This is a genomic window from Halorientalis sp. LT38, from assembly GCF_037031225.1.
In the GTDB taxonomy this organism is placed as follows: domain Archaea; phylum Halobacteriota; class Halobacteria; order Halobacteriales; family Haloarculaceae; genus Halorientalis; species Halorientalis halophila.
This window is the reverse complement of sequence record NZ_JAYEZN010000001.1, coordinates 2,730,533-2,752,540: the sequence shown is the minus strand read 5'-3', so window position 1 is coordinate 2,752,540 and position 22,008 is coordinate 2,730,533. Positions and strand designations below refer to the sequence as shown.

General features: G+C 69.9%; 23 protein-coding genes. 14 read left to right on the top strand and 9 right to left on the bottom strand.

Annotation, left to right across the window (positions count from 1 at the left end; genetic code table 11):
- The first annotated feature begins 13 nt into the window (after positions 1-13).
- The gene (locus U5918_RS14170; RefSeq protein WP_336002087.1) at positions 14-739 is read left to right on the top strand and encodes a nucleoside phosphorylase; all 726 of its coding nucleotides are present in this window, start codon (positions 14-16) and stop codon (positions 737-739) included.
- A 42-nt stretch (positions 740-781) separates the two neighbouring features.
- Positions 782-2,356: an HPP family protein gene (locus U5918_RS14165; protein WP_336002085.1), complete on the top strand. Its 1,575-nt coding sequence runs from the start codon at positions 782-784 to the stop codon at positions 2,354-2,356.
- Here U5918_RS14165 and U5918_RS14160 read toward each other — a convergent pair whose 3' ends face one another.
- Positions 2,357-3,523 (bottom strand): NAD-binding protein, encoded by a 1,167-nt coding sequence (locus U5918_RS14160; RefSeq protein WP_336002083.1) that lies wholly within the window; start codon positions 3,521-3,523, stop codon positions 2,357-2,359. It abuts the gene before it with no gap.
- Between the two features lie 101 nt (positions 3,524-3,624).
- On the opposite strand from U5918_RS14160, the gene U5918_RS14155 reads away from it, so the two are divergent.
- Genes U5918_RS14155 through U5918_RS14135 form a run of 5 tightly spaced genes read left to right on the top strand, consistent with a single transcriptional unit; the run spans position 3,625 to position 7,261 of the window.
- Positions 3,625-4,887, top strand: a complete 1,263-nt coding sequence (locus U5918_RS14155; protein ID WP_336002081.1) for a potassium channel family protein — start codon at positions 3,625-3,627, stop codon at positions 4,885-4,887.
- The gene (locus U5918_RS14150; protein ID WP_336002079.1) at positions 4,884-6,065 is read left to right on the top strand and encodes a TrkA C-terminal domain-containing protein; all 1,182 of its coding nucleotides are present in this window, start codon (positions 4,884-4,886) and stop codon (positions 6,063-6,065) included. The genes U5918_RS14155 and U5918_RS14150 overlap by 4 nt, the downstream gene beginning before the upstream one ends.
- 39 nt (positions 6,066-6,104) lie before the next feature.
- On the top strand, positions 6,105-6,383 hold the full coding sequence (locus tag U5918_RS14145) for a ubiquitin-like small modifier protein 1 (protein ID WP_336002077.1): 279 nt from the start codon (positions 6,105-6,107) through the stop codon (positions 6,381-6,383).
- Between the two features lie 53 nt (positions 6,384-6,436).
- Positions 6,437-6,772 carry a TM2 domain-containing protein gene (locus U5918_RS14140; RefSeq protein WP_336002075.1) on the top strand — a complete coding sequence of 112 codons (336 nt, stop codon included), beginning with the start codon at positions 6,437-6,439 and terminating at the stop codon, positions 6,770-6,772.
- Between the two features lie 9 nt (positions 6,773-6,781).
- A complete protein-coding gene (locus tag U5918_RS14135) occupies positions 6,782-7,261 on the top strand; it encodes a DUF2085 domain-containing protein (RefSeq protein ID WP_336002074.1) in 480 nt (159 codons plus the stop codon).
- 21 nt (positions 7,262-7,282) lie between these two features.
- Here the strand turns inward: U5918_RS14135 and U5918_RS14130 are convergent, their stop codons facing one another.
- Genes U5918_RS14130 through gatD form a run of 4 tightly spaced genes read right to left on the bottom strand, consistent with a single transcriptional unit; the run spans position 7,283 to position 10,145 of the window.
- Positions 7,283-7,678 carry a PIN domain-containing protein gene (locus U5918_RS14130; RefSeq protein ID WP_336002073.1) on the bottom strand — a complete coding sequence of 132 codons (396 nt, stop codon included), beginning with the start codon at positions 7,676-7,678 and terminating at the stop codon, positions 7,283-7,285.
- The gene (locus tag U5918_RS14125) at positions 7,675-7,911 is read right to left on the bottom strand and encodes an antitoxin VapB family protein (protein WP_336002071.1); all 237 of its coding nucleotides are present in this window, start codon (positions 7,909-7,911) and stop codon (positions 7,675-7,677) included. The genes U5918_RS14130 and U5918_RS14125 overlap by 4 nt, the downstream gene beginning before the upstream one ends.
- A gap of 49 nt (positions 7,912-7,960) precedes the next feature.
- Complete coding sequence (locus tag U5918_RS14120) at positions 7,961-8,896, bottom strand: GNAT family N-acetyltransferase (protein WP_336002070.1); 936 nt, start codon at positions 8,894-8,896, stop codon at positions 7,961-7,963.
- 1 nt (position 8,897) lies between these two features.
- The gene (gatD, locus tag U5918_RS14115; protein ID WP_336002068.1) at positions 8,898-10,145 is read right to left on the bottom strand and encodes a Glu-tRNA(Gln) amidotransferase subunit GatD; all 1,248 of its coding nucleotides are present in this window, start codon (positions 10,143-10,145) and stop codon (positions 8,898-8,900) included.
- A 92-nt stretch (positions 10,146-10,237) separates the two neighbouring features.
- Between gatD and U5918_RS14110 the strand changes: the two genes are divergently transcribed.
- On the top strand, positions 10,238-10,822 hold the full coding sequence (locus U5918_RS14110) for a hypothetical protein (RefSeq protein ID WP_336002066.1): 585 nt from the start codon (positions 10,238-10,240) through the stop codon (positions 10,820-10,822).
- Here the strand turns inward: U5918_RS14110 and U5918_RS14105 are convergent.
- Both U5918_RS14105 and U5918_RS14100 read right to left on the bottom strand, forming a co-directional pair.
- Entirely contained in the window at positions 10,819-11,472 is a 654-nt protein-coding gene (locus U5918_RS14105) for an ArsR/SmtB family transcription factor (protein WP_336002064.1), read from the bottom strand. The two genes, U5918_RS14110 and U5918_RS14105, sit on opposite strands and share 4 nt — an antisense overlap.
- Before the next feature lie 85 nt (positions 11,473-11,557).
- The gene (locus tag U5918_RS14100; RefSeq protein WP_336002062.1) at positions 11,558-12,529 is read right to left on the bottom strand and encodes a hypothetical protein; all 972 of its coding nucleotides are present in this window, start codon (positions 12,527-12,529) and stop codon (positions 11,558-11,560) included.
- 273 nt (positions 12,530-12,802) lie between these two features.
- Between U5918_RS14100 and U5918_RS14095 the strand changes: the two genes are divergently transcribed.
- A complete protein-coding gene (locus U5918_RS14095; protein ID WP_336003337.1) occupies positions 12,803-13,198 on the top strand; it encodes a DUF5802 family protein in 396 nt (131 codons plus the stop codon).
- A gap of 25 nt (positions 13,199-13,223) precedes the next feature.
- Positions 13,224-14,111 (top strand): Vms1/Ankzf1 family peptidyl-tRNA hydrolase, encoded by an 888-nt coding sequence (locus tag U5918_RS14090; RefSeq protein WP_336002060.1) that lies wholly within the window; start codon positions 13,224-13,226, stop codon positions 14,109-14,111.
- On the opposite strand, the gene U5918_RS14085 is transcribed toward U5918_RS14090, so the two are convergent.
- Positions 14,104-15,411 carry a preprotein translocase subunit SecD family protein gene (locus U5918_RS14085; RefSeq protein WP_336002058.1) on the bottom strand — a complete coding sequence of 436 codons (1,308 nt, stop codon included), beginning with the start codon at positions 15,409-15,411 and terminating at the stop codon, positions 14,104-14,106. The genes U5918_RS14090 and U5918_RS14085 overlap by 8 nt on opposite strands.
- Positions 15,412-15,487: 76 nt before the next feature.
- On the opposite strand from U5918_RS14085, the gene U5918_RS14080 reads away from it, so the two are divergent.
- Together U5918_RS14080 and U5918_RS14075 are read left to right on the top strand one after the other, a co-directional pair.
- Positions 15,488-16,501: an N-acetyltransferase DgcN family protein gene (locus U5918_RS14080; protein ID WP_336002057.1), complete on the top strand. Its 1,014-nt coding sequence runs from the start codon at positions 15,488-15,490 to the stop codon at positions 16,499-16,501.
- A gap of 8 nt (positions 16,502-16,509) precedes the next feature.
- Positions 16,510-17,553 (top strand): dipeptide epimerase, encoded by a 1,044-nt coding sequence (locus U5918_RS14075; RefSeq protein WP_336002055.1) that lies wholly within the window; start codon positions 16,510-16,512, stop codon positions 17,551-17,553.
- A gap of 10 nt (positions 17,554-17,563) precedes the next feature.
- On the opposite strand, the gene U5918_RS14070 is transcribed toward U5918_RS14075, so the two are convergent.
- Complete coding sequence (locus U5918_RS14070) at positions 17,564-19,081, bottom strand: glutamate-cysteine ligase family protein (RefSeq protein WP_336002053.1); 1,518 nt, start codon at positions 19,079-19,081, stop codon at positions 17,564-17,566.
- 173 nt (positions 19,082-19,254) lie between these two features.
- On the opposite strand from U5918_RS14070, the gene U5918_RS14065 reads away from it, so the two are divergent.
- A complete protein-coding gene (locus U5918_RS14065) occupies positions 19,255-19,977 on the top strand; it encodes a MinD/ParA family ATP-binding protein (RefSeq protein WP_336002051.1) in 723 nt (240 codons plus the stop codon).
- Positions 19,978-20,067: 90 nt separating this feature from the next.
- Positions 20,068-21,990 (top strand): threonine--tRNA ligase, encoded by a 1,923-nt coding sequence (thrS, locus tag U5918_RS14060; protein ID WP_336002049.1) that lies wholly within the window; start codon positions 20,068-20,070, stop codon positions 21,988-21,990.
- Positions 21,991-22,008 lie beyond the last annotated feature (18 nt).

Here is a 22,008-nt window from a genome sequence, read left to right as displayed (position 1 = left end):
CTGAAGAGTGGGTATGGCGAAACAACCACACCTGCTCGTCGAGGACGGTGCGCTGGCCGACGTCGCGCTGTTGCCGGGCGACCCCGGCCGCGTCGACCGGATCGCCGACGCCTGTGACGAGGCGACGACGGTGGCACAGAACCGTGAGTACAAGGTCGTCAACGCCACCTACGAGGGCCGCGAGCTCACCGTCTGCTCGACCGGGATCGGCTGTCCGTCGGCCGCCATCGCCGTCGAGGAACTCGAAGCCGTGGGCGTCGAGACCCTGATCCGGGTCGGCACGACCGGCGCGCTCCAGTCCGGCATCGAGATCGGGGACATGGTCGTCGCGACGGGCGCAGCCAAAGACGAGGGGACGACCGGGCGGTACGAGGGCGACACCGTCCCGGCCGTGCCGGACTACGACGTCCTCTCGGCACTGGTCGACGCCGCGGAGAAGCGGGGAGAAGACGTCCACGTTGGCCCGATCGCGACGGATGACGCGTTCTACGCCGAAACTGACGCCTACGTACGCGACTGGGAGGAAGCCGGCCTACTGGCCGTCGAGATGGAGGCCGCGGCGATCTTCTCGCTGGCCCGTCGCAAGGGGATGGCCGCCGGCGCGATCTGTACGGTCGACGGCAACCTCGTCGAGGGGACCCAGAAGGGCGAGACCGAGGCCGAGGAACTCCCCGAGAAGGCACAGAACAACGTCGAGCGGGCGATCGAGATCTCGCTGTCGGCGGCGACCACAGTTTGAGACCGCCGCGCAGTTTTAGTCCCCCGCTCGCCAACGACCGCCATGCGCGATCGGTTGCGTCGACGACTCGCCGCGGTCCGGGCCCGCGTTCGGCGCCTCGAGCGCCGCGAACTGCGGGCGATCCGGCGCTGGCTCGAGAACACGCGCAACCTGATCCACCTCTCGGTGATCGTGTTCGTCCCCCTGCTGATCGCGATGGTCACCTGGCTCTCGAACGCGGTCTCCGTGCTCCCGTTCCTGCTGTTTCCGCCGCTGGCGTCTGGCACGTTCACGCTCTTCTCCAACCCCGAGAGCGAGTACGCCTCGCCGACGCGGTTCGTCGGCGGCCTGACCGTCGGGGCGTTGTGTGGCTGGATCGCCTACCTGATCGCCACCGCGCTCTGGGCCGCACCCGGGGAGACGGCCGTCGATCCCGGCGCCGCGGCGCTGTCGATCTTTCTTACCGGAGTCGTGACCTGGCTCCTCGACGTGGAGGAGGCCTCGGCCTTCTCCAGCGCCCTGCTCATCCACGTCATCGACGTGAGCCAGGCGAACTCGATCACGCTCGAGGTGCTCGCGGGGCTGTCGGTGACGGTCACGCCGCGGCTCGCGTACGTCGGCAGCGTCCTCGTGTCGTCGGCGCTGGTGGCGACCGTCTTCCTCCTCTGGCGCGAGACGGTCTACGAAGAGCGGGCTCGCTATCTCTACCAGTCGACCAACGGCGACGACCACGTCCTCGTGCCGATGCGCACCGACACGGCCGAGGCGACCGCCATGCTGGCCGCCGCCCTCGCCGCCGCCCACGAGGCCGGAAAGGTCGTCCTGCTCGACGTGGTCGACGACGAGCGACTGGCCGCGGCCGAGCGGGAACTCCTCTCGGAAACCCGGAGCGCCCGGACCGACGGCGGGCGCCCCGGCGACGCGGCGGGGACCGACGCCGGGTCGGCACCCGAGCCCGACGACGCGGACCTCGACGACGAGGCGCTCGAGGATCTGACCGAGCGTCGCGCCGCCTCGACGGCTGCGAACCGGCTGGAAGCACAGGCTGCGCGCATCGAGACGGAGGTGGGCGTCCCGTGCGAGTCGGTCGTGGCGGTCGCCACCGGGCGCCCGTCGAAGACGGTGCTCACGACCGCCCAGGAGACCAACTGCGACCTGATCGCGACGCCGTACGAACAGCACCACGGGAGCCTCTCGCCGTTCGTCCGACAGCTGTTCAGTGGTGACGTCGACGTGCTGGTCCATCGCTCCGTCGACGGGCGAGTCGGCTGGCGCCGGGTGCTCGTGCCGGTCCGGCGAGCCAGCGACGTGGCCCACGCGATGATCGACTTCGCGCTCCGGTTGACCGGGCGGACCGGGCACGTCGGCGTCGCGCACTGCATGCAGGAGGGCGGGAACCGCCGTCGGGCGGAGAACATGCTCTCGAACCTGGTCGAGCCGTTCGACGGCCCGCTTGAGACGCGCGTCTCGCGGGCGTCGATCGAGACCTTCCTCCGAGACGGCGCGAACAGCTACGACCTGATCTTCCTCGGCGCGAGCACGGACCGGAGCCGGGCCTCCCGCCTGATCTCACCGCCGACCTTCGAGCGCATCCGGGATCTCGACTGCGACGTCGCCATCGTCGACCGGAACCGGTGATCAGGCCTCGTCGCCCGATCCGTCGTTCGCCAGGATCCTGTCTGCGAGCGTCTCGACGTCCTCGTCGCCGAGGGCCGACTCGACGAGCAGGTGGCCGCCGATGACCGCCGGGCTGATGACCGAGTCAGCGCCCGCCCGCCTGAGTTTCTCGACGTTCTCGCGGTCGGTCGCGGCCGCGACCACCCGAAGGTCTGCGTTGAGCGACTTGGCGGTCAGGATGGCCAGCGCGTCGTTGGCGTCGTTCTCCGTGGCCGCGACCACGGCGCGAGCGTCCTCGATGCTCGCGCGGTGGAGGGGCTCCTCGTCGCTGGGATCGGCGGACAGGACCGCGATGTCCCGCGCGTTGAGGTGAGCCGCCGCGTCCTGGTCCGGCGTGATGACGACGAAGGGCGTCGTCCCGGAGAGTTCCTCGATGATCGGTTCCGTCAGGTCGCCGTAGCCGAGGACGATGACGTGGTCCTCGAGCAGTTCGAGTTGTCGGTCGGTCATGGTTCCGAGTGCCTGGGCGAACCGCGCCTCGATGGCCGGGCCGAGCAGTGACCCGAGTGCGAGCGTGAAACTGGCGACGCCGAGCACCAGCACGGAGATGGAGAACAGACGGGCCTGCTGGCTCTCGGGGATCGCGTCCCCGTACCCGACGGTGCTCGCGGTGACGATGGTGTAGTAGACCGCGTCGAGGACCGTCTCGACGTTCGCGAACTCCCCCCTGAGGCGGTAGGTCCCGGCGGTCCCGTAGACCATCGTCCCGACCAGTGCCGCCCCAGCGGCAAGCTGCGTCGTCGAGAGGGCGAGGGGTCGGTCGAACCGCCGATAGTTGATGAGGACGGTCGGGAGCGAGAGCAGCGAGAGGACGATCAGCGGCGACGAGAGGACGTTCGACTGGGCCAGCCCCTGTGCGGCGGTGACCGGCAGGAGGACGACCGTCGAGTACCACGCGACGCGCAACCCGCGCCGGAGCCCGAAGGCGCTCCCGAGCATGAGGAAGCCGGTCAGCGCGCCGGTGAACCCGGCCGCCTGCTCCACGTCATCGGGGATGAACGGCCCGAGCGGGCCCGCTATCTGGGTCATCCCGATGTTGACGACACCCGTCGTGAAGGAGAGCAGGGCGACGAGCGCCACGAGCACGACGGCGACTCGCGTTCGCAGCAACACGCCTCGGGACGACATGTCCCCCCATCCGGCGTGGCCCGGGATAAAACCGCCGGACCGGCCCCTTCGCGCCGGAAGTCGTCGGTACTGGTTAGTACGAGGCGTTCCCAGCGAACCCCATGGCTTCACTCCCGGTCGAGGTGTTGCTGGGGGTCTATCTCGGCTTCCTCACCGGGATCATCCCCGCGCTGGTCGCCTGGACGCTGGGCTTCGGGTTCAAGTACTTCACCGGCGTCACCATCCCCGGCTTCGGTGTGGTGGTGCTCGCAGTCGCGCTCGCCGGCGTCAGCGGTGGCCTGCTCGCGCTGGCCGACCCGACGGTCACCCAGTCGGCCAACGCGCCCATCCTCGTGACGGCGATTCTCGTCGTCACGGCCCTGTCCCTGTACGCCCACGCGAAGGGCGACCAACTCGGCGCGAACTTCCCGCGTCGGCTCTCCTTCTCGAAACTCCGCGAACGCACGCTCCCCCGGGACGTCGTCGAGTTCGTCGGCGGCCGCGACCAGGTCCGGATCACCGTCGTCGGCGACGTCTCCGACGTGGAGGGGTACCCGCCGCTGCCCGACGACCTCCGGTCCGAGATCGGGGAGGCCGAGTACACGCTCCCGGCGGATCTGCGGGTCTCCGAACTCGAGGACCGCGTCGCAGAGCGCCTGCGCACGGAGTTCGACCTCGGGGACGTCACGGTGAGCATCGACGAACGCGGTCGCGCCTCGGTCGCCGCCGCACCGCCCTTTTCCGGGCTCTCGAAGCGGATCCCCGCCGGCAAACGCGCCGTCTCCGTCGACGCGCTGATCCCCACCGGCCTCGCGCGCGGGGACGAGGTGACGCTCGTCACGAACGACGCGCAGGTCGGCGGCACCGTCGTGAGCGCCAAATCCGACGACCCAGCCGCCGACCGCCGACTGACATCGCCGACTGCGGCCGAAATCGAGGGGGCAGAGGCCGAAGCCGGCGCCGACGCGGTCGAAGACGACGACGCACCGGCGCGGGCTGTCAGGGCGCCGACGACCGGCGGCGGCGAGGGCCGGCTCACCGCGGCGGTCAGCCGGACGGACGCCGAACCCCTCGTCCGGGCCGACCGGGCGCGGGTCGTCGTGGAGGCCCGCGGCACGCGCCTGGAGTACGAACTGGTCTCACTGCTCCGGCGTAGCGGCATCCGGTTCCGCCGGTTCACGGTCGGGGCAGAGAGCGAACTCGACGGCGTGACCCTCGGAACGGCCACCGTCCGGGACACGCACGGCGTGGCGGTGCTGGCGGTGCGGAAGCCGACCGGCTGGCTGGTGACGCCGCCCGGGACGCTCGGTATCGCGGCCGGTGACGAACTGTTCGCGGTCGGCGAGCCCAGGCAACTCGACGCGTTCGCGGAGGTGGTCGCGTGACGCTCCAGTTCGCCGCGGTGCTCGACCGGCCGACCGTCGCAGCGGCGCAACTGCTCGGCCTGGCCGTCCTCTCGGGCGGCCTCTCCGCGGCCGTGGCGCTCCTGTACCGCTGGTACACCCGCGAGCGCGTCCAGCGCGGGCTCCCGGTGCTCGTCGGTCTCGCCGGCGTCGCCGTCTCCTTCAACACGACCGCGATTCTGGGGCAGGTACTCGCCGGTGGGACGGCCCCGCTCTCCCCCGAGACGGCGGTGTTCAACGTCGCCGCCTTCCTCCTCGCCGGCTTCACGGCCGCGGGGGGCGTCGACGTCGGTGACCGGTTGGGCAACGACCTCTTCGCCGCCACCGGGAGCAGGAGCGTGGAGGGGGAGGTCAGCCGGGTGGTCGAGGCCGTCGGGCGCGTGATCGCCGTCGAACTCCCCGAGGAGATCGACGACATCGTGGGCTACGATCCCGTCCCAGACGAGACGAAGGCGCAACTGGCCGGCCGGACCTTCCTCTTCCCCCGGCGACTGACGGTGGCCGACCTCGAAGACCGCCTGCGTACGCGACTCAAGAGCGACTACGGCGTCGGTCACGTCGACGTCGACGTCGCAGCCGACGGCAGCGTCGAGTTCCTCGCCCTCGGTGCACGGGTGGCCGGCATCGGCCCGACGCTCCCGCCCGAAACCGCAGCCGTCGTGATTCGGGCCGACCCGGCTTTCGCCGCCAGCGCCGGCGACGTGGTCCAGGTGTGGCGACGGGATCCGGTCGAGCGCGTGACGACCGCCGAAGTCAGGGGCGTCGCGGGCGACGCGGTGACGCTGGCTGTCGACGCGGCCGACACCGAGGTGCTCGACGCAGACACCGAGTACCGGCTCGTAACATTGCCCACGGAGGCCCGCCTCGACCGCGAGTTCGCCTCGCTGCTGCGCGGCGCCGAGGAGACGATGAGCGTCGTCGAACTCGACGCGACGAGTCCGCTCGTCGGCCAGCCCGTCGGCTCGCTCGACGTCGCCGTGATGGCCGTGCGGCTGGCCGACGGCGGCATCGAGGCCATCCCCGGCCGGGGCCACGTCCTCGCGGCCGGCGACGCCGTCTACGCCGTCGCCAGGCCCGAACTGCTCCGGAAACTCGAGGTCGCCGCGGCGGTCGCCGACCCGGCGGCGGCCCGGGCGGCCTCGTCCGAGAGCGACGACTGACACCGAACGCTCTTTGTCGAGGCGCTCCGGACCCACGGTATGGAGTGGCAGCTCTTCGCCAACCTCAAGGAGACCGTCGGGCAGTCCTACGTCGAAGTGGACGTCGAACCCGGGGCGACCTTCGGCGAGGCCCTCGACGCCCTGCTCGAGGCACACCCGGAACTCGCCGAGGAAGTCCTGGACGACGACGGCGAGCTCCGCGATCACATCCGCGTCCTCCGCAACGGGGACAACCCGTTCGTCTCCGCCGAGGGCCGCGAGACCGAACTGGAAGCGGGCGACGAACTCGCGCTCTTTCCCCCGGTCAGCGGCGGGTAACGAGTCAGATAATTTTCACAGGTATTATCACCGCGCCAACCCCCTCTTCGGACATGAGTGCCGATCGGAAGCCGGACGAGACCGAGCAGTACTGTTCGTCCTGCGGCGAGATCATCAAGAAGGAAGCCGAGATCTGCCCCGAGTGCGGCGTCCGACAGAAACCGGCCGTCAGCGATAGCTCGAAGGACCGGGTCACCGCCGGCGTCCTCGCCATCTTGCTCGGCATCTTCGGCGTCCACAAGTTCTACCTGGGCGACAACAAGATGGGGATCCTCTACCTCTGTTTCTTCTGGACGGCCATCCCCGGCGTCGTCGGACTGATCGAGGGGATCATCTACCTGAGCAAGACCGACGAAGAGTTCCAGCGCATCTACGTCGACGAGGAGTGACCGAGGAGCATGGCCCACGACGAGAGTTCCGTGCCGGCCGAGATCCGCGCCGGACTCCGTCGCACGGCCCCGTTTTTCCTCTCGCACCACCTTCCGGACGAGTACCACCGGTGTCACACTCTCTCGATTCGGGGCCGAACCGTCCGCCTCTGTGCCCGCTGTTCAGGAATCTATCCGGGGATCGTCCTCGGGATGGCGGCGGCGCTTTGGGGCCTCTGGCGGCCGTGGCACGCCCTTGCCATCCTGGCGTTTCCCGCTCCCGCGCTGGTCCAGTGGGCGCTCGTCACCTTCGGGGACCGACGCGGACGGAACGCGACGCGGACGGTCACCGGCCTGCTGCTCGGAGTCGGCTACGGCCTCGGTGTCGTCACGTTCCTCGGAGACCCGTTCGCCCCCGTCCCACTCGTCGCCGCGATCGGATACGGGGGGCTAGCGGGGGTGCTTCTCTATCTGGAACGCGCCCGGTCCGCAACCGTCGCGGGCGAGTGATCGGACGTCGCGCGGTGCGGTTCAATACGTGTCGACGGAGAGCCCGTCGATCCGGCGGAAGTCGGTCGGATTGGCGGTCAAGACGGGTTCGTCGTGGACGACACCCGTCGCACCGATGATCTCGTCGCCCGGGTCGTCCAGCGGCAGTCCCTCACTCCGGAGTCCGCCGCCGATCCGCCCGGCCTTCCGGAGTATCTCGGGGGTCACGTCGTACAGCGTTCTGGACTCGACGACGGCCTCGATCTCGGCCCGCTCCTCGGCCGACCGATCGGTGTACCCCAGTCCCCAGTGGAGTTCGTACAGCGTCATCGCCGAGAGTCGCTGCGCGATCCCGTCGGTTTCGAGTTCGCGGACGCGCTCGACGGCGTCTCGATCGTCCCGCATCAGATCGAGTACCACCGACGTGTCGAGGATCATCGATCGTCCCAGTCGGCGGCGAGGTCGTCGGCGTAGTCACCGTAACTGTCATCGAGCGCCGCTTCGACGTCGTCGGCCTCGTCCTCGTCGAGCATCCCTCTGAGTTCGAGCAGCGATCGTTCGCCGGCGAGCCGAGCGACTACGTCCGAGAAGGACTCCTCCTCGCGTTTCCGACTGCGGAGCTTCTCGTAGGCCTCCTCCGTCAGGCGGACGTTCTTGTACTCAGTCCCCATGTGCACACGTATGTGTGCATCGGCCTAAAGTCCTCGGGCCGTGGCCCCCTCACCGCCCGGTCAGGTCGGCTTCCAGCACGAAGTCGGGTTCCTCGCCGATCTCGACCCCGACGGCCGCCGCGTCGCTGACGGCCCGGGCCGTCTCGGGGATCAGCACGCGCGTCCGGTCTGCGTCCACCGCCGCGGCGTCCCGCGCGATGGCGGCGAACAGCGACCGTGCGGCCGGGTGGTTGGCCCACGCGGCGACCCCGTACTCGGCGATCCGCTCGCCGCTTTCGGCCGAGTCGTAGTCGCGGGCCCGGTAGGCCATCGCCCGCGTTCCCTCGTCGGTGCTGACGGCGAAGACTCGCGTCTCGTCGGCGGCCCGGCGGAGCACGTCGCGGGTCAGCTCCCGGACGGCCCAGGACTCGTCTGGCGCGAGCGTGAGTCCCCGGAGCGCCCGGTTCGCGTCGCTGCGCTGCCAGTAACTCCAGGCCGCGTCCGGGCGGTCGTCGGCGACGACGTGATCGGGCTCCGCTTCGGCCCCAGCGTCGGCGTCCGCGTCCGGTTCCGGATGCACCCACCGGAATTCGGTGACCGGCTCGAAACCGACCCCTCTGGAGGTTCCCAGCCCCTGGACGTTCCAGGAGAAGACGAGGTTGCGACAGACGGTCGCCCCGCGGTCGGCCGCCCAGTCGAAGACCGCGTCGGTGAGCCGGTGGGCCAGCCCCAGGCCGCGGGCGTCGGGTGCGACGCGCATCCCCTGCGCCCAGGCCTCGTGGTCGGAGAGCAGGACGCCCTGACAGACGCCTGCGGGGGTGCCGTCGACGGTCGCGACGAAGGTGCGCTGGTCGGGACCGTCGCTCTCGACCCACTCGGGGAACACGCGGGGGAGGTAGTCGCTGACCTCGCGGTCCGGCCAGGAGTCCTCGGTAAATTCGGCGACGGCCTCGTGGTCGTCGGGCCCGGCCTGGCGGACCGCGAGGTCGGCCCCCTCGTCGCCCATGTCAGGTCCAGGGCCGGGACTGGGCCTGGATCTCGCCGGCCAGGGGCGTTTGCATCGCCGCGGCCGGGTCGTCCCGGTTCGCGAGCACCCACATGAGTTTGACTTTGGCCGTCCCGGGCAGGAGGTCCTCGCCCTCGACCACGCCGGCGTCGAGCAGGTCCCGGCCGGTGTCGTACACCCGGTCGCAGACCCGCCCTTCCAGACACTGGCTGGTCATCACGACCGTCGTCCCGGCCTCGGTCAGTGCTTCGACCGTCTCGATCCAGTCGGTGTTGACGTGGCCCAGGCCGGTCCCCTCGATCACGACCCCCTCGGCGCCGTCGGCCGCGGCGTCGAGCATCGCGGGATCGGTGCCGGGCGTGAACTTCACGAGGCCCACGTCGGTCGCCAGGTCGTCGTGCAGGGCGAGGTCGGTCTCGCCGCGCTGGGCGTGCTCCCGGTGGAAGGTGACGTCTTCACGTTCATAGTCCACCTCGCCGAGGGGTTTCGCGCCGACGGTCTCGAACGCGTCGCGGCGGGAGGTGTGGTTCTTCCGGACGCGGGTGCCGCGGTGGAGGGCGCAGCGCTCGTCCGCCTCGTCGGCGTGCATGCAGACCAGCACCTCCGCGCAGTCGGCCTTGGCGGCCTCGACGGCGCAGACGGCGTTCATGACGTTGTCCGAGGAGGGGCGGTCCGCGGAGCGCTGGCTCCCGGTGAAGACGATCGGGACGGGCGTCTCGAGCATGAAGGCGAGCGCCGACGCGGTGAACTGCATCGTGTCGGTGCCGTGCATGACGACGACGCCGTCCGCGCCGGCCTCGATCTCCTCGTGGACGGCCTGGGCCAGCTCCTGCCAGACGTCGGGCGTCATGTTCTCGCTCAGGATGTTCGCGACGACGCGGCCGCGGTAGTTCGCCCGGCCGGCCAGGTCCGGCACCGCCCGCAGCACGTCCTCGGCGTCGAATTGGGCGGTGACGGCGCCCGTCCGGTAGTCGACCGTCGAGGCGATGGTGCCGCCGGTCGAGATCAGCGAGATGGTCGGCAGGTCGTCGTCGAACGCGATCTCGGACTCGCCCGCGGCGTCCTGTGCGCCGGCGACGTCGTAGGTGTCGGCCTCGAGCACTTCGACGGCGGCCTCGGCCCGGTCGACGCCGACGTTGTAGCCGCTGTCGAGTTTGACGACGAGGTTGTCGTCCGTCGTCGAGGGCAGAAGGACGCCCTCGTAGCGCTGGTCCGCGCGCTCGACGCGGACCCGGTCGCCTGGGTTCATACCCCGGGCTACCGCGTGGCCGGACTTGAAACCACCTTTTTCACCGCCCCGCGGGGGAAAAGACTCACGTCGCCCGAGGCGGACCATTCAGCATGGCCGAACGTTCCGAGCAACGGTCTCGATCCGCCCGGGCGCCTGAGGAGGAGCCGCCCGTCGAGTCGTCGCTCGGGCTCGCGGACGAACCGGCGGTCGACGCCGGGACCGCCCACGGGACCACGGAGGAGTCCGGAAACCGCGGAATCAGTGGCCGCCTCGGTGCGGTGCTCCGTGCACCCTTCAGTGCGGCGGCGTCTCGACTGACCACGCCCTTCGAGGGACTGTTCTCGGTCCGGGCGTTCCTGCTCCTGTTCGTCCTCACAGCCGTCGGGATGGTCGTCGCAGGGGCGACGCTCCCCCTCGGATCGGTCGGCGGACTCGTCGGGATCTCGGCGGTCGCCTTCGCCGCCGGTCTCGGGAGCGAGCACCGGCGCTACGCCGAGGTGACGCTGTCGGGTGGGCTGGCCGCGGGGCTCAGCTGGGTGCTCGGCAACCTCGCGATTTCGGTGCTGGGTGCGGGCGTCCCCCTCGTCGCCGTCGGAGTCGGCGTCGGCGCGCTCGCCAGTCTGCTGGGTCACTACTTCGGCCGGGACCTCCGCGACGGGTTGACCCGTGACCTCGCGTCGACGGGCGGCCCCTAATCGCGGATCCGCCACTCGTCGTCCGACTGCGCCACGACGCCGTGCTCGCTGAGTTCTGAGAGCGCCTCGCGGACCACGGGGTTCGGCGCGTCGACCGCGTCCTCCACCGCGTCCGTCGACGCCGGGCCGTCCGCCAGCGCCCCCAGCACGTCGGCGTACAGTCGCGTGTCCTCCACGCCGAGTTCGTCGCCGAGTCGCTCCATGACCGTGGCGAGGCGGCCCTGGACCCACCGCTGGGCCATCGACAGCTCGTTTTCCAGCTGATCCAGCCGTGCGAGTTCGGCCGCGATGTCGGAGACGTCACCGGGTTCGCGGGAGCCGACGTCGATCTTCAGGTACCGACAGCTGGCGGTGACGTCGAGGCTCTGGCTCGCGGGATAGGCGCTCTTGGCACCGAAGCCGTAGGGCGAGACGCTGACTTCCAGCCGCAGGTTCTGGGAGATGAAGTAATATTTCCGCCGCTGGTCGTCGGTCCGGCTCTCGACCAGGCCGGCCGTCTCCAGTTTGCGGAGGTGGTCGATGACGGCCTTGGGACTCACACCGAGGTACTCGCTGATCTCGGTCACGTAACAGGGCTTTCGGGCGAGCAGCCGAAGGATCCGCCTGCGGTTCTCGTTTCCCAGGAGATCGAGTAGCTCGGCCGAATCCATTTACCGAACGTAAGTGATGACCAGTGAAAAGGCTATCTGGGTCGGGCCGGCCGTTCGCGGCGAGTCCCTCCCCGGGCCGACCGGGTCACTGGCCCCCGAGGAGCCCGTCGTCGCCGGATCCGTCGGTCCCGTCCGAGTCGGCGCCGTCGAGGACGTCTGTCCCGTCAGTCAGGTCCGAGTCGTCGGTGCTGTCCCGACCGTCCGAGTCGTCGATCCGGTCGTTGCCGTCGGAATCGGCGCCGCCGAGGCGGTCACCCTCGTCGAGGCCCGAATCCAGCGGAGAAGAGCCGTTTCCGTCCGTCACGTTCGCGTCGGAATCGTCACCGATCGGCAGGTCGCCGTCGCGGCCGCGGTCGCCGGGTGGTCCGCGGTCGGACCCGTCGGTCACGTTCCGAGGCGGCCCGGTCACGTCGGGGCCGTCGGGTCGGTCCTCGGCGTCACCTGGCGGACCGACATCTCCCGGCGGGCCGGCGTTCCCCGGTCGCACGACGGAGAGATTCCGCGCGACGGCCGCGACCTCCTGCCCTCGCATCTCTCGCGCCCGGTCGCGAATCGCGTCCAGACGCGAGGTGTTCACGCCCACGGCGCGGGCGCGGTCTTCGGTCCGGTTGACCGATTCGTCGAGGGCGTTCAGTTCCTCTGCGAGCCGGCTCGCCTGGGCCACGTAGGCCACGCGCGGGATCTCGCCGCTCTCGTAGCGCGCCTGGAGGGCGGCCATCCGGTCGCGGAGTCGGTCACCGCGCCGGTCGAGGCGGTCCACGCGAGCCGAGACCAGATCCGCGCGCTCGGCCTCGCCGGTCGCGTTGTACCGGGCTTGCCACATGCCTTCCTCGACGGCGGATTCCGTGTCGGCGCTGTTGGCCTGCATGAACGCGCCGATTCGGGCACCCAGGCCCTCCGTCCCGTTTCGGTCGGTCTCGTTCTCGTCGGTGGTCTGTGCCGGGGCCGCGTCGGTCGCCGGTGCGGGTGCGCCGACGGCGCCGAGTACCGGCACGGCGACGAGCGCGAGGGCGACGGTGACGACCAGGGCGGCCAGCAGGGATCCACGGGCTCTCATTGTCAGTCGGTATGCCAGTGTGGTACAAAAAAAGGGAGATCCGTTCTCACCGTTCACCGACCCTCGCTCACGGCCCCAGATAGTCCAAGAGCGTTCACGCGACCCGCTCCACGCCCGGACGGCCGAGCCCCTCGCCGAACCGTTCCCGGCCCCGGTCTCGACGGTCGAAGCTCCGATCACCGACGTCCGGGCCGCAATCCGATGAAAGCACGGCGACATAAACGCTCCGGCCAAGGCTTATCTACTGCGATGTGGTACGTGTCACCGTATAGCATGTTCGAGCGGTTCTCGAGCGGGTACTACCTCGGCCGGCTCTACGTGACGCCGGGCGAGAGTGACACCGCAGCCATCAGTCGCGAACAACACGAGCGAGTCAACGAGCAGCTCTACGCCACCGGCGAGGGGGTAGAGCGGCTCGATCGACCGCTGGTCATGAAAGTCGACGAACGACACTTCCCGGTGACCGGGGCCGAGGGCGTGCCCGAGGACACGCTCGCGGTGCCGCGGTCGGTGCTCGAAGACACGCGGATCGACAATCCGCCGGCGCTCACGGAGGTCCTGCTCGCGAAGGCCGACCGGGCCCAGCAGCTCCTGGCGCTTTCGAGCGACAGGACGACAGCCGTCGACGACCCGGACGAGGGGCCCGAACCCGGCGGCCCCGCAATTTAAGCCGCCCCGACTACCCCATCCGGTGATGCTCGACGAGCTGCTGGGGCGGGCCGCGCTCAAGGACCGGATCGAGGAACTCGAAGAGGCAAAGCGCCACCTCGAACGGCAACTCGAAGCCGAACAGGAGCGCCGCGCCGAGGCCGTCAGCGCCCGGCAGGAGGCCCAGCAGCGGGCCAACCGCCTCGACGACCGGATCGCCGACCTCGAGGGCACCGTCGAACGCCTCGAGAGCGACAGCCAGCACGTCGACTACCGCCGCCGCGAGCGCCTCAACGGCGAGCGCCTCGACGCCGTCCTCGACCGACTGGAATCGGTCGCGACGGATCCCGAGGGGGCACTCACCGCCTACGTCGACGACGAGCCACCTGCAGAAGTGCGGGAGGCGTTCGGCGATCGCTCGCCGCTCGTCACCGACGCCGCCCCGTGTCTGGCGGTGACCGACGACGCCGGCCTCGTCAGCGCCGCCCTCTCCGTCCCGGTGTCCCCGGAGCCGTTCGTCGACTGGGCCGACGGGTTCGCGTTCGACCGGTCGTGGTTTCGCCCCCGCGGGGAGTTCACCCTCGCGCTCGTCCGGTCGGACCTGTTCGCGATGGGGGAGTACCTGGGTGCGGAACGGACGGCCTTCCACGGCTTCGACTCGGAGCTGAAGAGTCAACACTCCAAGGGCGGCTTCTCGCAGTCACGGTTCGAACGCCTCCGCGACGAACAGATCGACTCCCACGTCGACCGCTGTCTGGAGGCCCTCGCAGAACGGACGACCGATCCGCTGTACGTCGTCGGCGAGCGGACGGTGCTGGGCGAGTTCTCCGAGGTGGCGGACGTGACCGCCACCGTCGACGCGACCGGCAACCCCGAGCCCGCCCTCGAGGACGCCTTCCGCGATTTCTGGACGGTCCGGCTGCGCGCTATCTGACGCGTCGCGAAAGCAGTGCGACGCTGGCCAGGGCGACCGCGAGCAGGGCGGTGAGCGGCGTGAAGCCGGGGCCGAGCGCCCCGCTGTCGGTGACGGTGACGGGTCCGTCAGAGTCGTCGGTCGTCGCTGCAGCCGTCTCGGGGCTCGATTCCTCGGTCGGCGGCGCCTCGGTCGGTGGTTCGGTCGTCTCCGGCTCCGGTTCCGTCGTCGTCTCCGGCGGCGCCGCGGTGGTCGTCACGTTGATCGGGTCAGAGCCCACGTCGACCTCGTCGTCGAGGGGGTCGTCCTCGCTCGCCAGCGCGGCCCGGGCGACCGATTCCGGGACCTCGGTGACCGACAGCGGCACGGGGAAGGCGCCGGTCCGGAGCGTCATCGAGAGCTGCGTGGCCTGCTCTGCGGTGTCCGTGTAGAGCAGGACCGACGGGTCTTCCTCGTAGTTCTCGAAGTCGATCGACCAGGCCAGGTCCCCGCCCAGCGACGTCGCGGTGACGACCTCGCCGTTGACGACGCTGTACAGGCAGTAGCCCTCGGCTTCGTCGGGATTCTCGGCCGCGTCGTCGGGACAGCCCGTGACACCTTCTTCAGTGAACCCGGCCTCCTTGAGGAAGACGGCGGCCTCACGGGCGGCCCGGGGATCGAGGTGGACCTCGACGCTGGGCCGGTCGGTGTAGGGACGGCTCGCCGCACCCGGCCCGACGCCGACGAAGTCGTCCTGGGTCAGGATCGTCCGCTGGCGGTAGACCGTCGTGGAGCCCATCTCTACCGGGAAGTGCGCGACCGCCGAGACCGTGCCGCGGTTCCGGACGATCTCCGTCACCGTCCGGGGACTCGCCCCCGTGACGACGACGTGCTGGCTGCCGTCGACGGTGACCGTCTCGGCGGTGGCGTTCAGCCCCCGGGCCCCGAGTCGGTTGCGCAGGACGCCGACGATCTCGTTACGCGTCGCCTCCGTCACGCCTCGCCGGACCGTATCGGGCGAGAACCCGGCCGCCTCGAACCCGGCCCCGATCCCTGCGAGGGTGAGGTTCGCCCCGTACACCTCGGCCGTTTCGTTCTCGGGTTGCAGTCGGACGTTCTCGGCCGGGACGCTCAGGTTCGCGGCCAGTGCCTGCCGCGCCCGCTCGACCGATTCGTTATCGGCTCCATCGACCGTGACTCCGGAGACAGTCCAGGCGTCGACGCCGATCCCCAGGACCGTCTCGTTCCCCTGCGTCTCTGTCTGTGCTCCTGCCGCCGGCGCGGCGACCATCGTCAGTGCCAGCACACCCCCCACGAGGAGTGCTATCGCGAAACGACGCATATCCTCCGTGACGGTAGATCGACATAAAAATCCTTAGGTGTCAATGTTTATGTCCGCACCGACCGACCCCTCTCGCATGAACGTGGCCCTCCTCGCCCACGAGGGGTTCCCCGACCGCGCGAAGACCGCCGTCGGCGTGCTCCGCTACGCCGAGTACGAGGTGTGCGCCGTCCTCGACAGGGAGCACGCGGGCGAGCGCGTCCGCGATCACCTCCCGGACGTGCAGGACGCGCCGATCGTCGCCGGGATCGAGGACGTTCCCGAGCGGGTCGACGCGCTGGTGATCGGCATCGCCCCCATCGGCGGCGACTTCGACGAGCGCTGGCGGCCGGACGTCCGCGGCGCCATCGAGCGCGGCTGCGACGTACTCGCTGGCCTGCACTATTTCCTCGCCGAGGACGACGAGTTCGCCGCCCTCGCCGACGAACACGGGGTCGAACTCCGGGACCTCCGGCGACCGCCCGACGACCTCACCGTCGCCGAGGGACGCGCCCGCGAGGTCGACGCCGACGTCGTCCTCACTGTGGGGACGGACTGCTCGACGGGGAAGATGACCACCAGCGCCGAGCTCGTCGCGGCGGCCCGCGAGCGCGGGATCGACGCGGCGCTGGTCCCGACCGGCCAGACCGGCGTCCTGATCGAGGACTGGGGAATCGTCGTCGACCGCACCGCGAGCGACTTCACTGCCGGCGCGGTCGAGCGGATGGTCCGCGAGCGCGGCGCCGACCACGACCTGCTCGTCGTCGAAGGTCAGGGGTCGATCACCCACCCCGCCTACTCGGCGGTGACCTGCGGCATCCTCCACGGGGCGATGCCCGACGCGCTGGTTCTCTGTCACGAGGCCGGCCGCGAGGCGATCCACGGCTACGAGCCCTTCGCGATCCCACCGGTCCCCGAGGTCGTCTCGCTCTACGAGGACCTGGCCGCGCCAGTGGCGGAGACGACCGTCGCCGCCGGTGCGCTGAACACGGCCGACCTGGACGAGGGCGAGGCCAACCGCGCGATCATCGAGTACGCGACGGCCATCGACGCGCCGGCCACCGACCCCGTCCGGTTCGACGCAGCTGAACTGCTCGACGCGCTCGTCTGACTCCCGCCATGCCACGTACCACAGAGTTCGACTGGTACGACCTCGCGCTCGCGGAACCCTTCGGCATCTCCCGCGGGACAAGCACCGTCTCCGAAAATCTGGTCGTCCGCGTCGACGGAACGGACGGCCGGGTGGGGATCGGCGGCGCGGCCCCGAGCGAGTACTACGGCGAGACGTGCGAGACCGTCGAGCGCGTCCTCCCGGACCTGCTGGCCGCGGTCGAAGACGTCGATCCCCGGAACCGCCAGCGAATCGCCCATCGACTTTCCGAGACCGCCGGCGGCCCCGCCGAACACCCGGCCGCCCGGGCGGCAGTCAGCGTCGCGCTGGCGGACCTGGCCGCGAAGCGGGCGGACGACCCCCTCTACCGGGACCTCGGACTCGATCCGGGACGAAGCATTCGCTCGTCGTTCACCGTCGGCATCGACGACACCGAGCGGATGGCCGAGCGCGCGGCGCGCGCGGCCGAGACCTATCCGATCCTGAAGCTCAAACTCGGGACCGATCGGGACCGCGAGATCGTCCGGAGAGTACGAGAACGCGTCCCAGACACGACGATCCGGGTTGACGCCAACGGCGCCTGGGACGCCGATCGGGCCGTCGAGATGGCGGGGTTCCTGGCCGACGAGGGCGTCGAGTTCGTCGAACAGCCGGTTCCCGCGGACGATCTGGACGGGTTAGCCCGCGTCTTCGACGCGGGGCCGTTGCCAGTCGCGGCCGACGAGAGCTGTATCACCCCGGCGGACGTGCCCCGGGTCGCCGACGCCGCCGCTATCGTGGTACCCAAACTCTCGAAATGCGGCGGCGTGTGGCCCGTCCTCCGAATGTGTCACGCCGCCCGCGCGTGCGGGCTGGACGTCATGCTCGGCTGCATGACCGAGACGAACGCCTCGATCGCGGCGGCGGCCCAACTCACGCCGCTCGTCGACTATGCCGATCTGGACGGGTCGCTGTTGCTCGCCGACGATCCCTTCGAAGGGATCCCGATGCCCGGCGGGTCGATCGATCTCTCCGGCGTCGATCGGCCAGGCACGGGCGCGCGGGAGAAGTAATCCGAGCTGCTCAGAGCCAGTCGGCGAACGTGTCGCGTTCCCGTGACAGCCGGACGTACTCCTCCTGCACGGTCCGGAGGGCCGCTTCCAGATCCGCACCCTCCGCCAGTTCCGCGCGCGCCCGGTCGATCTTCCACTGACTCGGGGTCGTTCGCGCCTCCCACCGGGCTTCGAGGGGGTCGAGGTACCGGTCCGCGGTGGCGTCGTCGACGCCCTGCTCGGCGAGGCCGCGGCGGGCGTACTCGAAGACCTCCGCGAACACCGTCTCGGGGTCGCTCGTCCGCTCGCCGTCGGCGGTGATCCAGGCGAACTCGGCGTCGAGGCCGTTCGCCGCGGCGGAGTAGAAACACCGTTCGGCGTCGGCCCAGTCGAGCGTTCCCAGCGGGTGGTCGGCCGCGACGAGGCCGCGCAGGAGGCCGCCGACGAGACACTGGAAGCCGACGACGTCCCGGATCGAGGGCTGGGTGGGGATCGGACGGTACTCGATGCGGATCGACTGGCGGTCGCCCGCGCCGTCGACGGGTTCGCCGCCGATGACGCCGCGAAGCCAGCGCCAGAAGGTGCCGCGTTTGTGGTCGAACTCCCAGAACTCGCCGGCGAAGCCGTCGTCGGTGTCCTCGACCCACTCCTCGAGGAACGGGGCCAGGAGCGGATCGTCGACGACGTGGTCCACGACGGCCGTCGGGTCGTCGAGGTCGTCGGGTACCCTGACCTTCGGCGGATCGGTGTGGTTGACCGACTGCTCGAAGGCCGCGATCCGGAGTTCGTGGTGGGTCTCCGCGAGCACGCGTTCGGGGTCGACGTCGTCGTACAGGTCGCCGGGGAGGAAGGGGGAGTTGACGGCCAGGGCCAGCACCGGGCCCATCGTCCGGGTCGCGAGGTCGTGGTAGCGGGGGAACTGCTCGGTCTCGGGGATCTGGACGTGGGGCTGAATCGAGGTCGCCAGCGACTCGAAGAGGATGGTCGGGAAGGACAGGTCGGCGCCGGGGACGTCGAAGGGCACCGAGCCGTCGGCCAGGTCCAGGCAGTGGCGGTCGATGGCCCAGTACCGCGGGACCGGGCGCATGTTCGACGGGAGGTCGGTCCCGTCGCGTCGGTCGGTGTCGGCGAGGTAGTCGTAGCTCCCCTCCGTGGCGGGGGGCGTCGTCCACATCGCGTCGAGCACGAGGTCGAGGCCGTGCTCGCGGGCCGCCGCGCGGGCCCGGTCCCAGCGTTCTTCGAGCGAGCGGGCCTGGGCCGCGATCCCCTCGGCGGTGAAGGGATCGGGGTCGGTGTTCACTTCGGCGTTGTGCAGCCCCAGTTCGGCGTTACAGGCCTCGAAGACGGCCTCCGGGAGTCGGGCGAGCGCGCCGTCGTCGTCGACGGCGTACACCTCCAGTTCCAGGCCGAGGGCGAAGTCCTCGTTGTCGAGGTCGCCCCGTTCGATCACGTCTTCGAGGTACGCCGCCTGGTCGTCGACGCGCGCTTCGAACTCGGCCCGCGTCTCCGCCGTCAGCGACTGGCCCACCAGCGCAACCGGATCGGTCATTGCCACTCAGTCGCGCGAGCGACGGATTTAGTGTTCCGGAATCTCGCGCCCCGGTCGACCGGCGACGGGCCTCGTACCCGACGACCGGCCCGTTTCGGCGGGGGCGCGGTTTAAAACACCAGTGTCACCCCACGATATGTATTTCAGGTGCGGGACGCGCTAGGGGACAAGGCATGGCTGGGCACGTGTACACCGTGGCGGGGGGCAAGGGCGGCGTGGGCAAGACGACGACGACCGTCAACGTGGGCATCGCACTCCAGGAGTCGGGGCGGGACACGGTCGTCGTCGACGCAGACCTGGGGATGACGAACCTGAGCGAACTGCTCGGACTGGACCACGAGCCACACCTCCACGACGTATTGGCCGGCGAGGCGGAGATGGGCGACGCCATCGCCACGGGGCCGAAGGGCGTCTCCGTGCTGGCCGGTCGCGGGACGCTCGATTCCTTCGCCGCGGCCGACCCCTCGAACCTCCGGCCCGTGCTGCGGGCGCTGCGGCGCTCCTTCGACGCGGTCATCGTCGACACCGGAGCCGGCCTCTCCCACGAGACGCTGGTCCCCGCGGGCGTCTCCGACGGCATCGTCCTCGTGACGACGCCCGACGAGGTGTCACTGACCGACGCCAGGAAGGTGGGCGAACTGGCCGACCACGTCGACGGCACGGTCGTCGGCGCGGTCCTCACGAAGGTGCGGGACGACATCGACGTCTCCGCGGTGGGGGAGGAACTGGGCGAGGACGTCCTCGGCGTCGTCCCGAAGGACGACGAGGCGACCGCCGACGAACCGCTCGTGGTCACGAGCCCCGACAGTTACGCCGCCCAGGCATACCGCCGGCTGGGGGCGAAGCTCGGGAACCGGATCGACGAGCAGACGGTCGAGCGGACGGCCCAGTCCTGAGCGGTCCGTCGCTGACCGTACGCGGCGGCGGTCGCCGCCTGTCGTCGGATTCTCAATACACTTATCCCGCGGTGCCGACTTGCCACGGGTATGAGCGAGGTCACGGTCACGCTCCCCGACGGATCGACCCTCCAGATGGAGCAGGGGTCGAGCGTCGAGGACGTCGCGTTCGAAATCGGACCGGGATTGGGTCGGGACACGGTCGCCGGCGTCGTCGACGGCGACCTCGTCGACAAGCACGCGCCCATCGAGAGAGACGTCGAGATCGAGATCGTCACCGAGAGCGCCGCGGAGTACCTCGACGTGTTGCGCCACTCGGCGGCCCACGTCTTCGCCCAGGCCCTCCAGCGACTGTATCCGGAGGCGAAACTCACCATCGGCCCCTGGACCGACGACGGCTTCTACTACGACATCGCCGGCGTCGACATCGACGAGGACGACCTCGAGGAGATCGAGGCCGAGGCCGAGTCGATCATCGAGGAGGACCTCGAGATCGAGCGAGAGATGGTCCCCCGCGGGGACGCCAAAGAGCGCTACGAGGACAACCGCTTCAAGCGTGAGATCCTCGAGGACGAGGCGGCCGGCGAGGATCCCGTCCAGTTCTACCAGCAAGGCGAGTTCTACGACCTCTGTCAGGGCCCCCACGTCGAGTCGACGGGCGAGATCGGCGGCTTCTCGCTGCTGGAGATGTCCGCCGCCTACTGGCGCGGCGAGGAGGACAACGAGATGCTCACCCGGGTCTACGGTACCGCCTTCCCCTCCGAGGACGAACTGGCGGAGTTCCTCGAACAGCGCCGGAAGGCCGCGGAGCGGGACCATCGCAAGATCGGCCAGGAGATGGACCTCTTTTCCATCGACGAGACGACCGGGCCGGGCCTCCCCCTCTATCACCCGAACGGAAAGACGATCCTGAACGAGCTCTCGGACTACGTGGCCGGTCTCAACAGGCAGAACGACTACCGCGAGGTCGAGACCCCGCACGTCTTCCGGACGGAACTGTGGAAGAAGTCGGGCCACTACGAGAACTACGTCGACGACATGTTCCTCCTCGACGTCAACGACGAGGAATATGGATTGAAGCCGATGAACTGCCCGGGCCACGCGACCATCTTCGACCAGGGCCAGTGGTCCTATCGCGACCTCCCCGTCCGCTACTTCGAGGACGGGAAGGTCTACCGCAAAGAACAGCGAGGGGAACTCTCCGGCCTCTCCCGGGTCTGGTCGTTCACCATCGACGACGGCCACCTGTTCGTCCGCCCGGACCAGATCGAAGACGAGGTCGAGGCCATCATCGACATCATCCTCGACATCCTCGACACCTTCCAGCTCGACTACACCGTCCAGTTCGCCACCCGACCCGACAAGTCCGTGGGCAGCGACGAGATCTGGGAGCGCGCGGAATCCCAGCTCGAATCGGTGCTGGAAGGGGCGGACATGGAGTACGTCGTCGAGGACGGCGACGGGGCCTTCTACGGCCCGAAGATCGACTTCGCCTTCCAGGACGCCCTCGGGCGTGACTGGGACGGGCCGACGGTCCAGCTGGACTTCAACATGCCCGAGCGGTTCGACCTCACCTACGTCGGCGAGGACAACGAGGAACACCGGCCGGTGATGATTCACCGCGCGCTCTACGGCTCCTACGAGCGCTTCTTCATGGTCCTCACCGAACATTACAACGGGAAGTTCCCGCCGTGGCTCGCGCCCGAACAGATCCGGATCCTCCCGATCAGCGACGACAACCTCGACTACGCCGAGGAGATCAAGCGAGAACTGGGCGACTACCGCGTGACCATCGAGGACCGTTCGTGGACGGTCAAGAAGAAGATCCGCCAGGCCCACGAGGACCTGGTGCCCTACATGCTGATCCTCGGGGGCGACGAGGAGGAGTCGGGGACCATCTCCGTCCGCGACCGCAAGGAGCGCGAGCGAAACGAGGTCGACCCCGCCGCCTTCCGCGAGCACCTGGAGCGCGAGGTCGACCAGCAGCGGACCGAGCCGACCTTCCTGCACTGAGTTCGGTCGCTCCCGACC

What these genes read in the sequence shown, in the direction of transcription:
- U5918_RS14170 (WP_336002087.1), top strand. Translation starts at nt 14, where the DNA reads ATGGCGAAACAACCACACCTGCTCGTCGAGGACGGTGCGCTGGCCGAC.
- U5918_RS14165 (WP_336002085.1), top strand. Translation starts at nt 782, where the DNA reads ATGCGCGATCGGTTGCGTCGACGACTCGCCGCGGTCCGGGCCCGCGTT.
- U5918_RS14160 (WP_336002083.1), bottom strand. Translation starts at nt 3,523, where the DNA reads ATGTCGTCCCGAGGCGTGTTGCTGCGAACGCGAGTCGCCGTCGTGCTC.
- U5918_RS14155 (WP_336002081.1), top strand. Translation starts at nt 3,625, where the DNA reads ATGGCTTCACTCCCGGTCGAGGTGTTGCTGGGGGTCTATCTCGGCTTC.
- U5918_RS14145 (WP_336002077.1), top strand. Translation starts at nt 6,105, where the DNA reads ATGGAGTGGCAGCTCTTCGCCAACCTCAAGGAGACCGTCGGGCAGTCC.
- U5918_RS14140 (WP_336002075.1), top strand. Translation starts at nt 6,437, where the DNA reads ATGAGTGCCGATCGGAAGCCGGACGAGACCGAGCAGTACTGTTCGTCC.
- U5918_RS14135 (WP_336002074.1), top strand. Translation starts at nt 6,782, where the DNA reads ATGGCCCACGACGAGAGTTCCGTGCCGGCCGAGATCCGCGCCGGACTC.
- U5918_RS14130 (WP_336002073.1), bottom strand. Translation starts at nt 7,678, where the DNA reads ATGATCCTCGACACGTCGGTGGTACTCGATCTGATGCGGGACGATCGA.
- U5918_RS14125 (WP_336002071.1), bottom strand. Translation starts at nt 7,911, where the DNA reads ATGGGGACTGAGTACAAGAACGTCCGCCTGACGGAGGAGGCCTACGAG.
- U5918_RS14120 (WP_336002070.1), bottom strand. Translation starts at nt 8,896, where the DNA reads ATGGGCGACGAGGGGGCCGACCTCGCGGTCCGCCAGGCCGGGCCCGAC.
- gatD (WP_336002068.1), bottom strand. Translation starts at nt 10,145, where the DNA reads ATGAACCCAGGCGACCGGGTCCGCGTCGAGCGCGCGGACCAGCGCTAC.
- U5918_RS14110 (WP_336002066.1), top strand. Translation starts at nt 10,238, where the DNA reads ATGGCCGAACGTTCCGAGCAACGGTCTCGATCCGCCCGGGCGCCTGAG.
- U5918_RS14105 (WP_336002064.1), bottom strand. Translation starts at nt 11,472, where the DNA reads ATGGATTCGGCCGAGCTACTCGATCTCCTGGGAAACGAGAACCGCAGG.
- U5918_RS14100 (WP_336002062.1), bottom strand. Translation starts at nt 12,529, where the DNA reads ATGAGAGCCCGTGGATCCCTGCTGGCCGCCCTGGTCGTCACCGTCGCC.
- U5918_RS14095 (WP_336003337.1), top strand. Translation starts at nt 12,803, where the DNA reads ATGTTCGAGCGGTTCTCGAGCGGGTACTACCTCGGCCGGCTCTACGTG.
- U5918_RS14090 (WP_336002060.1), top strand. Translation starts at nt 13,224, where the DNA reads ATGCTCGACGAGCTGCTGGGGCGGGCCGCGCTCAAGGACCGGATCGAG.
- U5918_RS14085 (WP_336002058.1), bottom strand. Translation starts at nt 15,411, where the DNA reads ATGCGTCGTTTCGCGATAGCACTCCTCGTGGGGGGTGTGCTGGCACTG.
- U5918_RS14080 (WP_336002057.1), top strand. Translation starts at nt 15,488, where the DNA reads ATGAACGTGGCCCTCCTCGCCCACGAGGGGTTCCCCGACCGCGCGAAG.
- U5918_RS14075 (WP_336002055.1), top strand. Translation starts at nt 16,510, where the DNA reads ATGCCACGTACCACAGAGTTCGACTGGTACGACCTCGCGCTCGCGGAA.
- U5918_RS14070 (WP_336002053.1), bottom strand. Translation starts at nt 19,081, where the DNA reads ATGACCGATCCGGTTGCGCTGGTGGGCCAGTCGCTGACGGCGGAGACG.
- U5918_RS14065 (WP_336002051.1), top strand. Translation starts at nt 19,255, where the DNA reads ATGGCTGGGCACGTGTACACCGTGGCGGGGGGCAAGGGCGGCGTGGGC.
- thrS (WP_336002049.1), top strand. Translation starts at nt 20,068, where the DNA reads ATGAGCGAGGTCACGGTCACGCTCCCCGACGGATCGACCCTCCAGATG.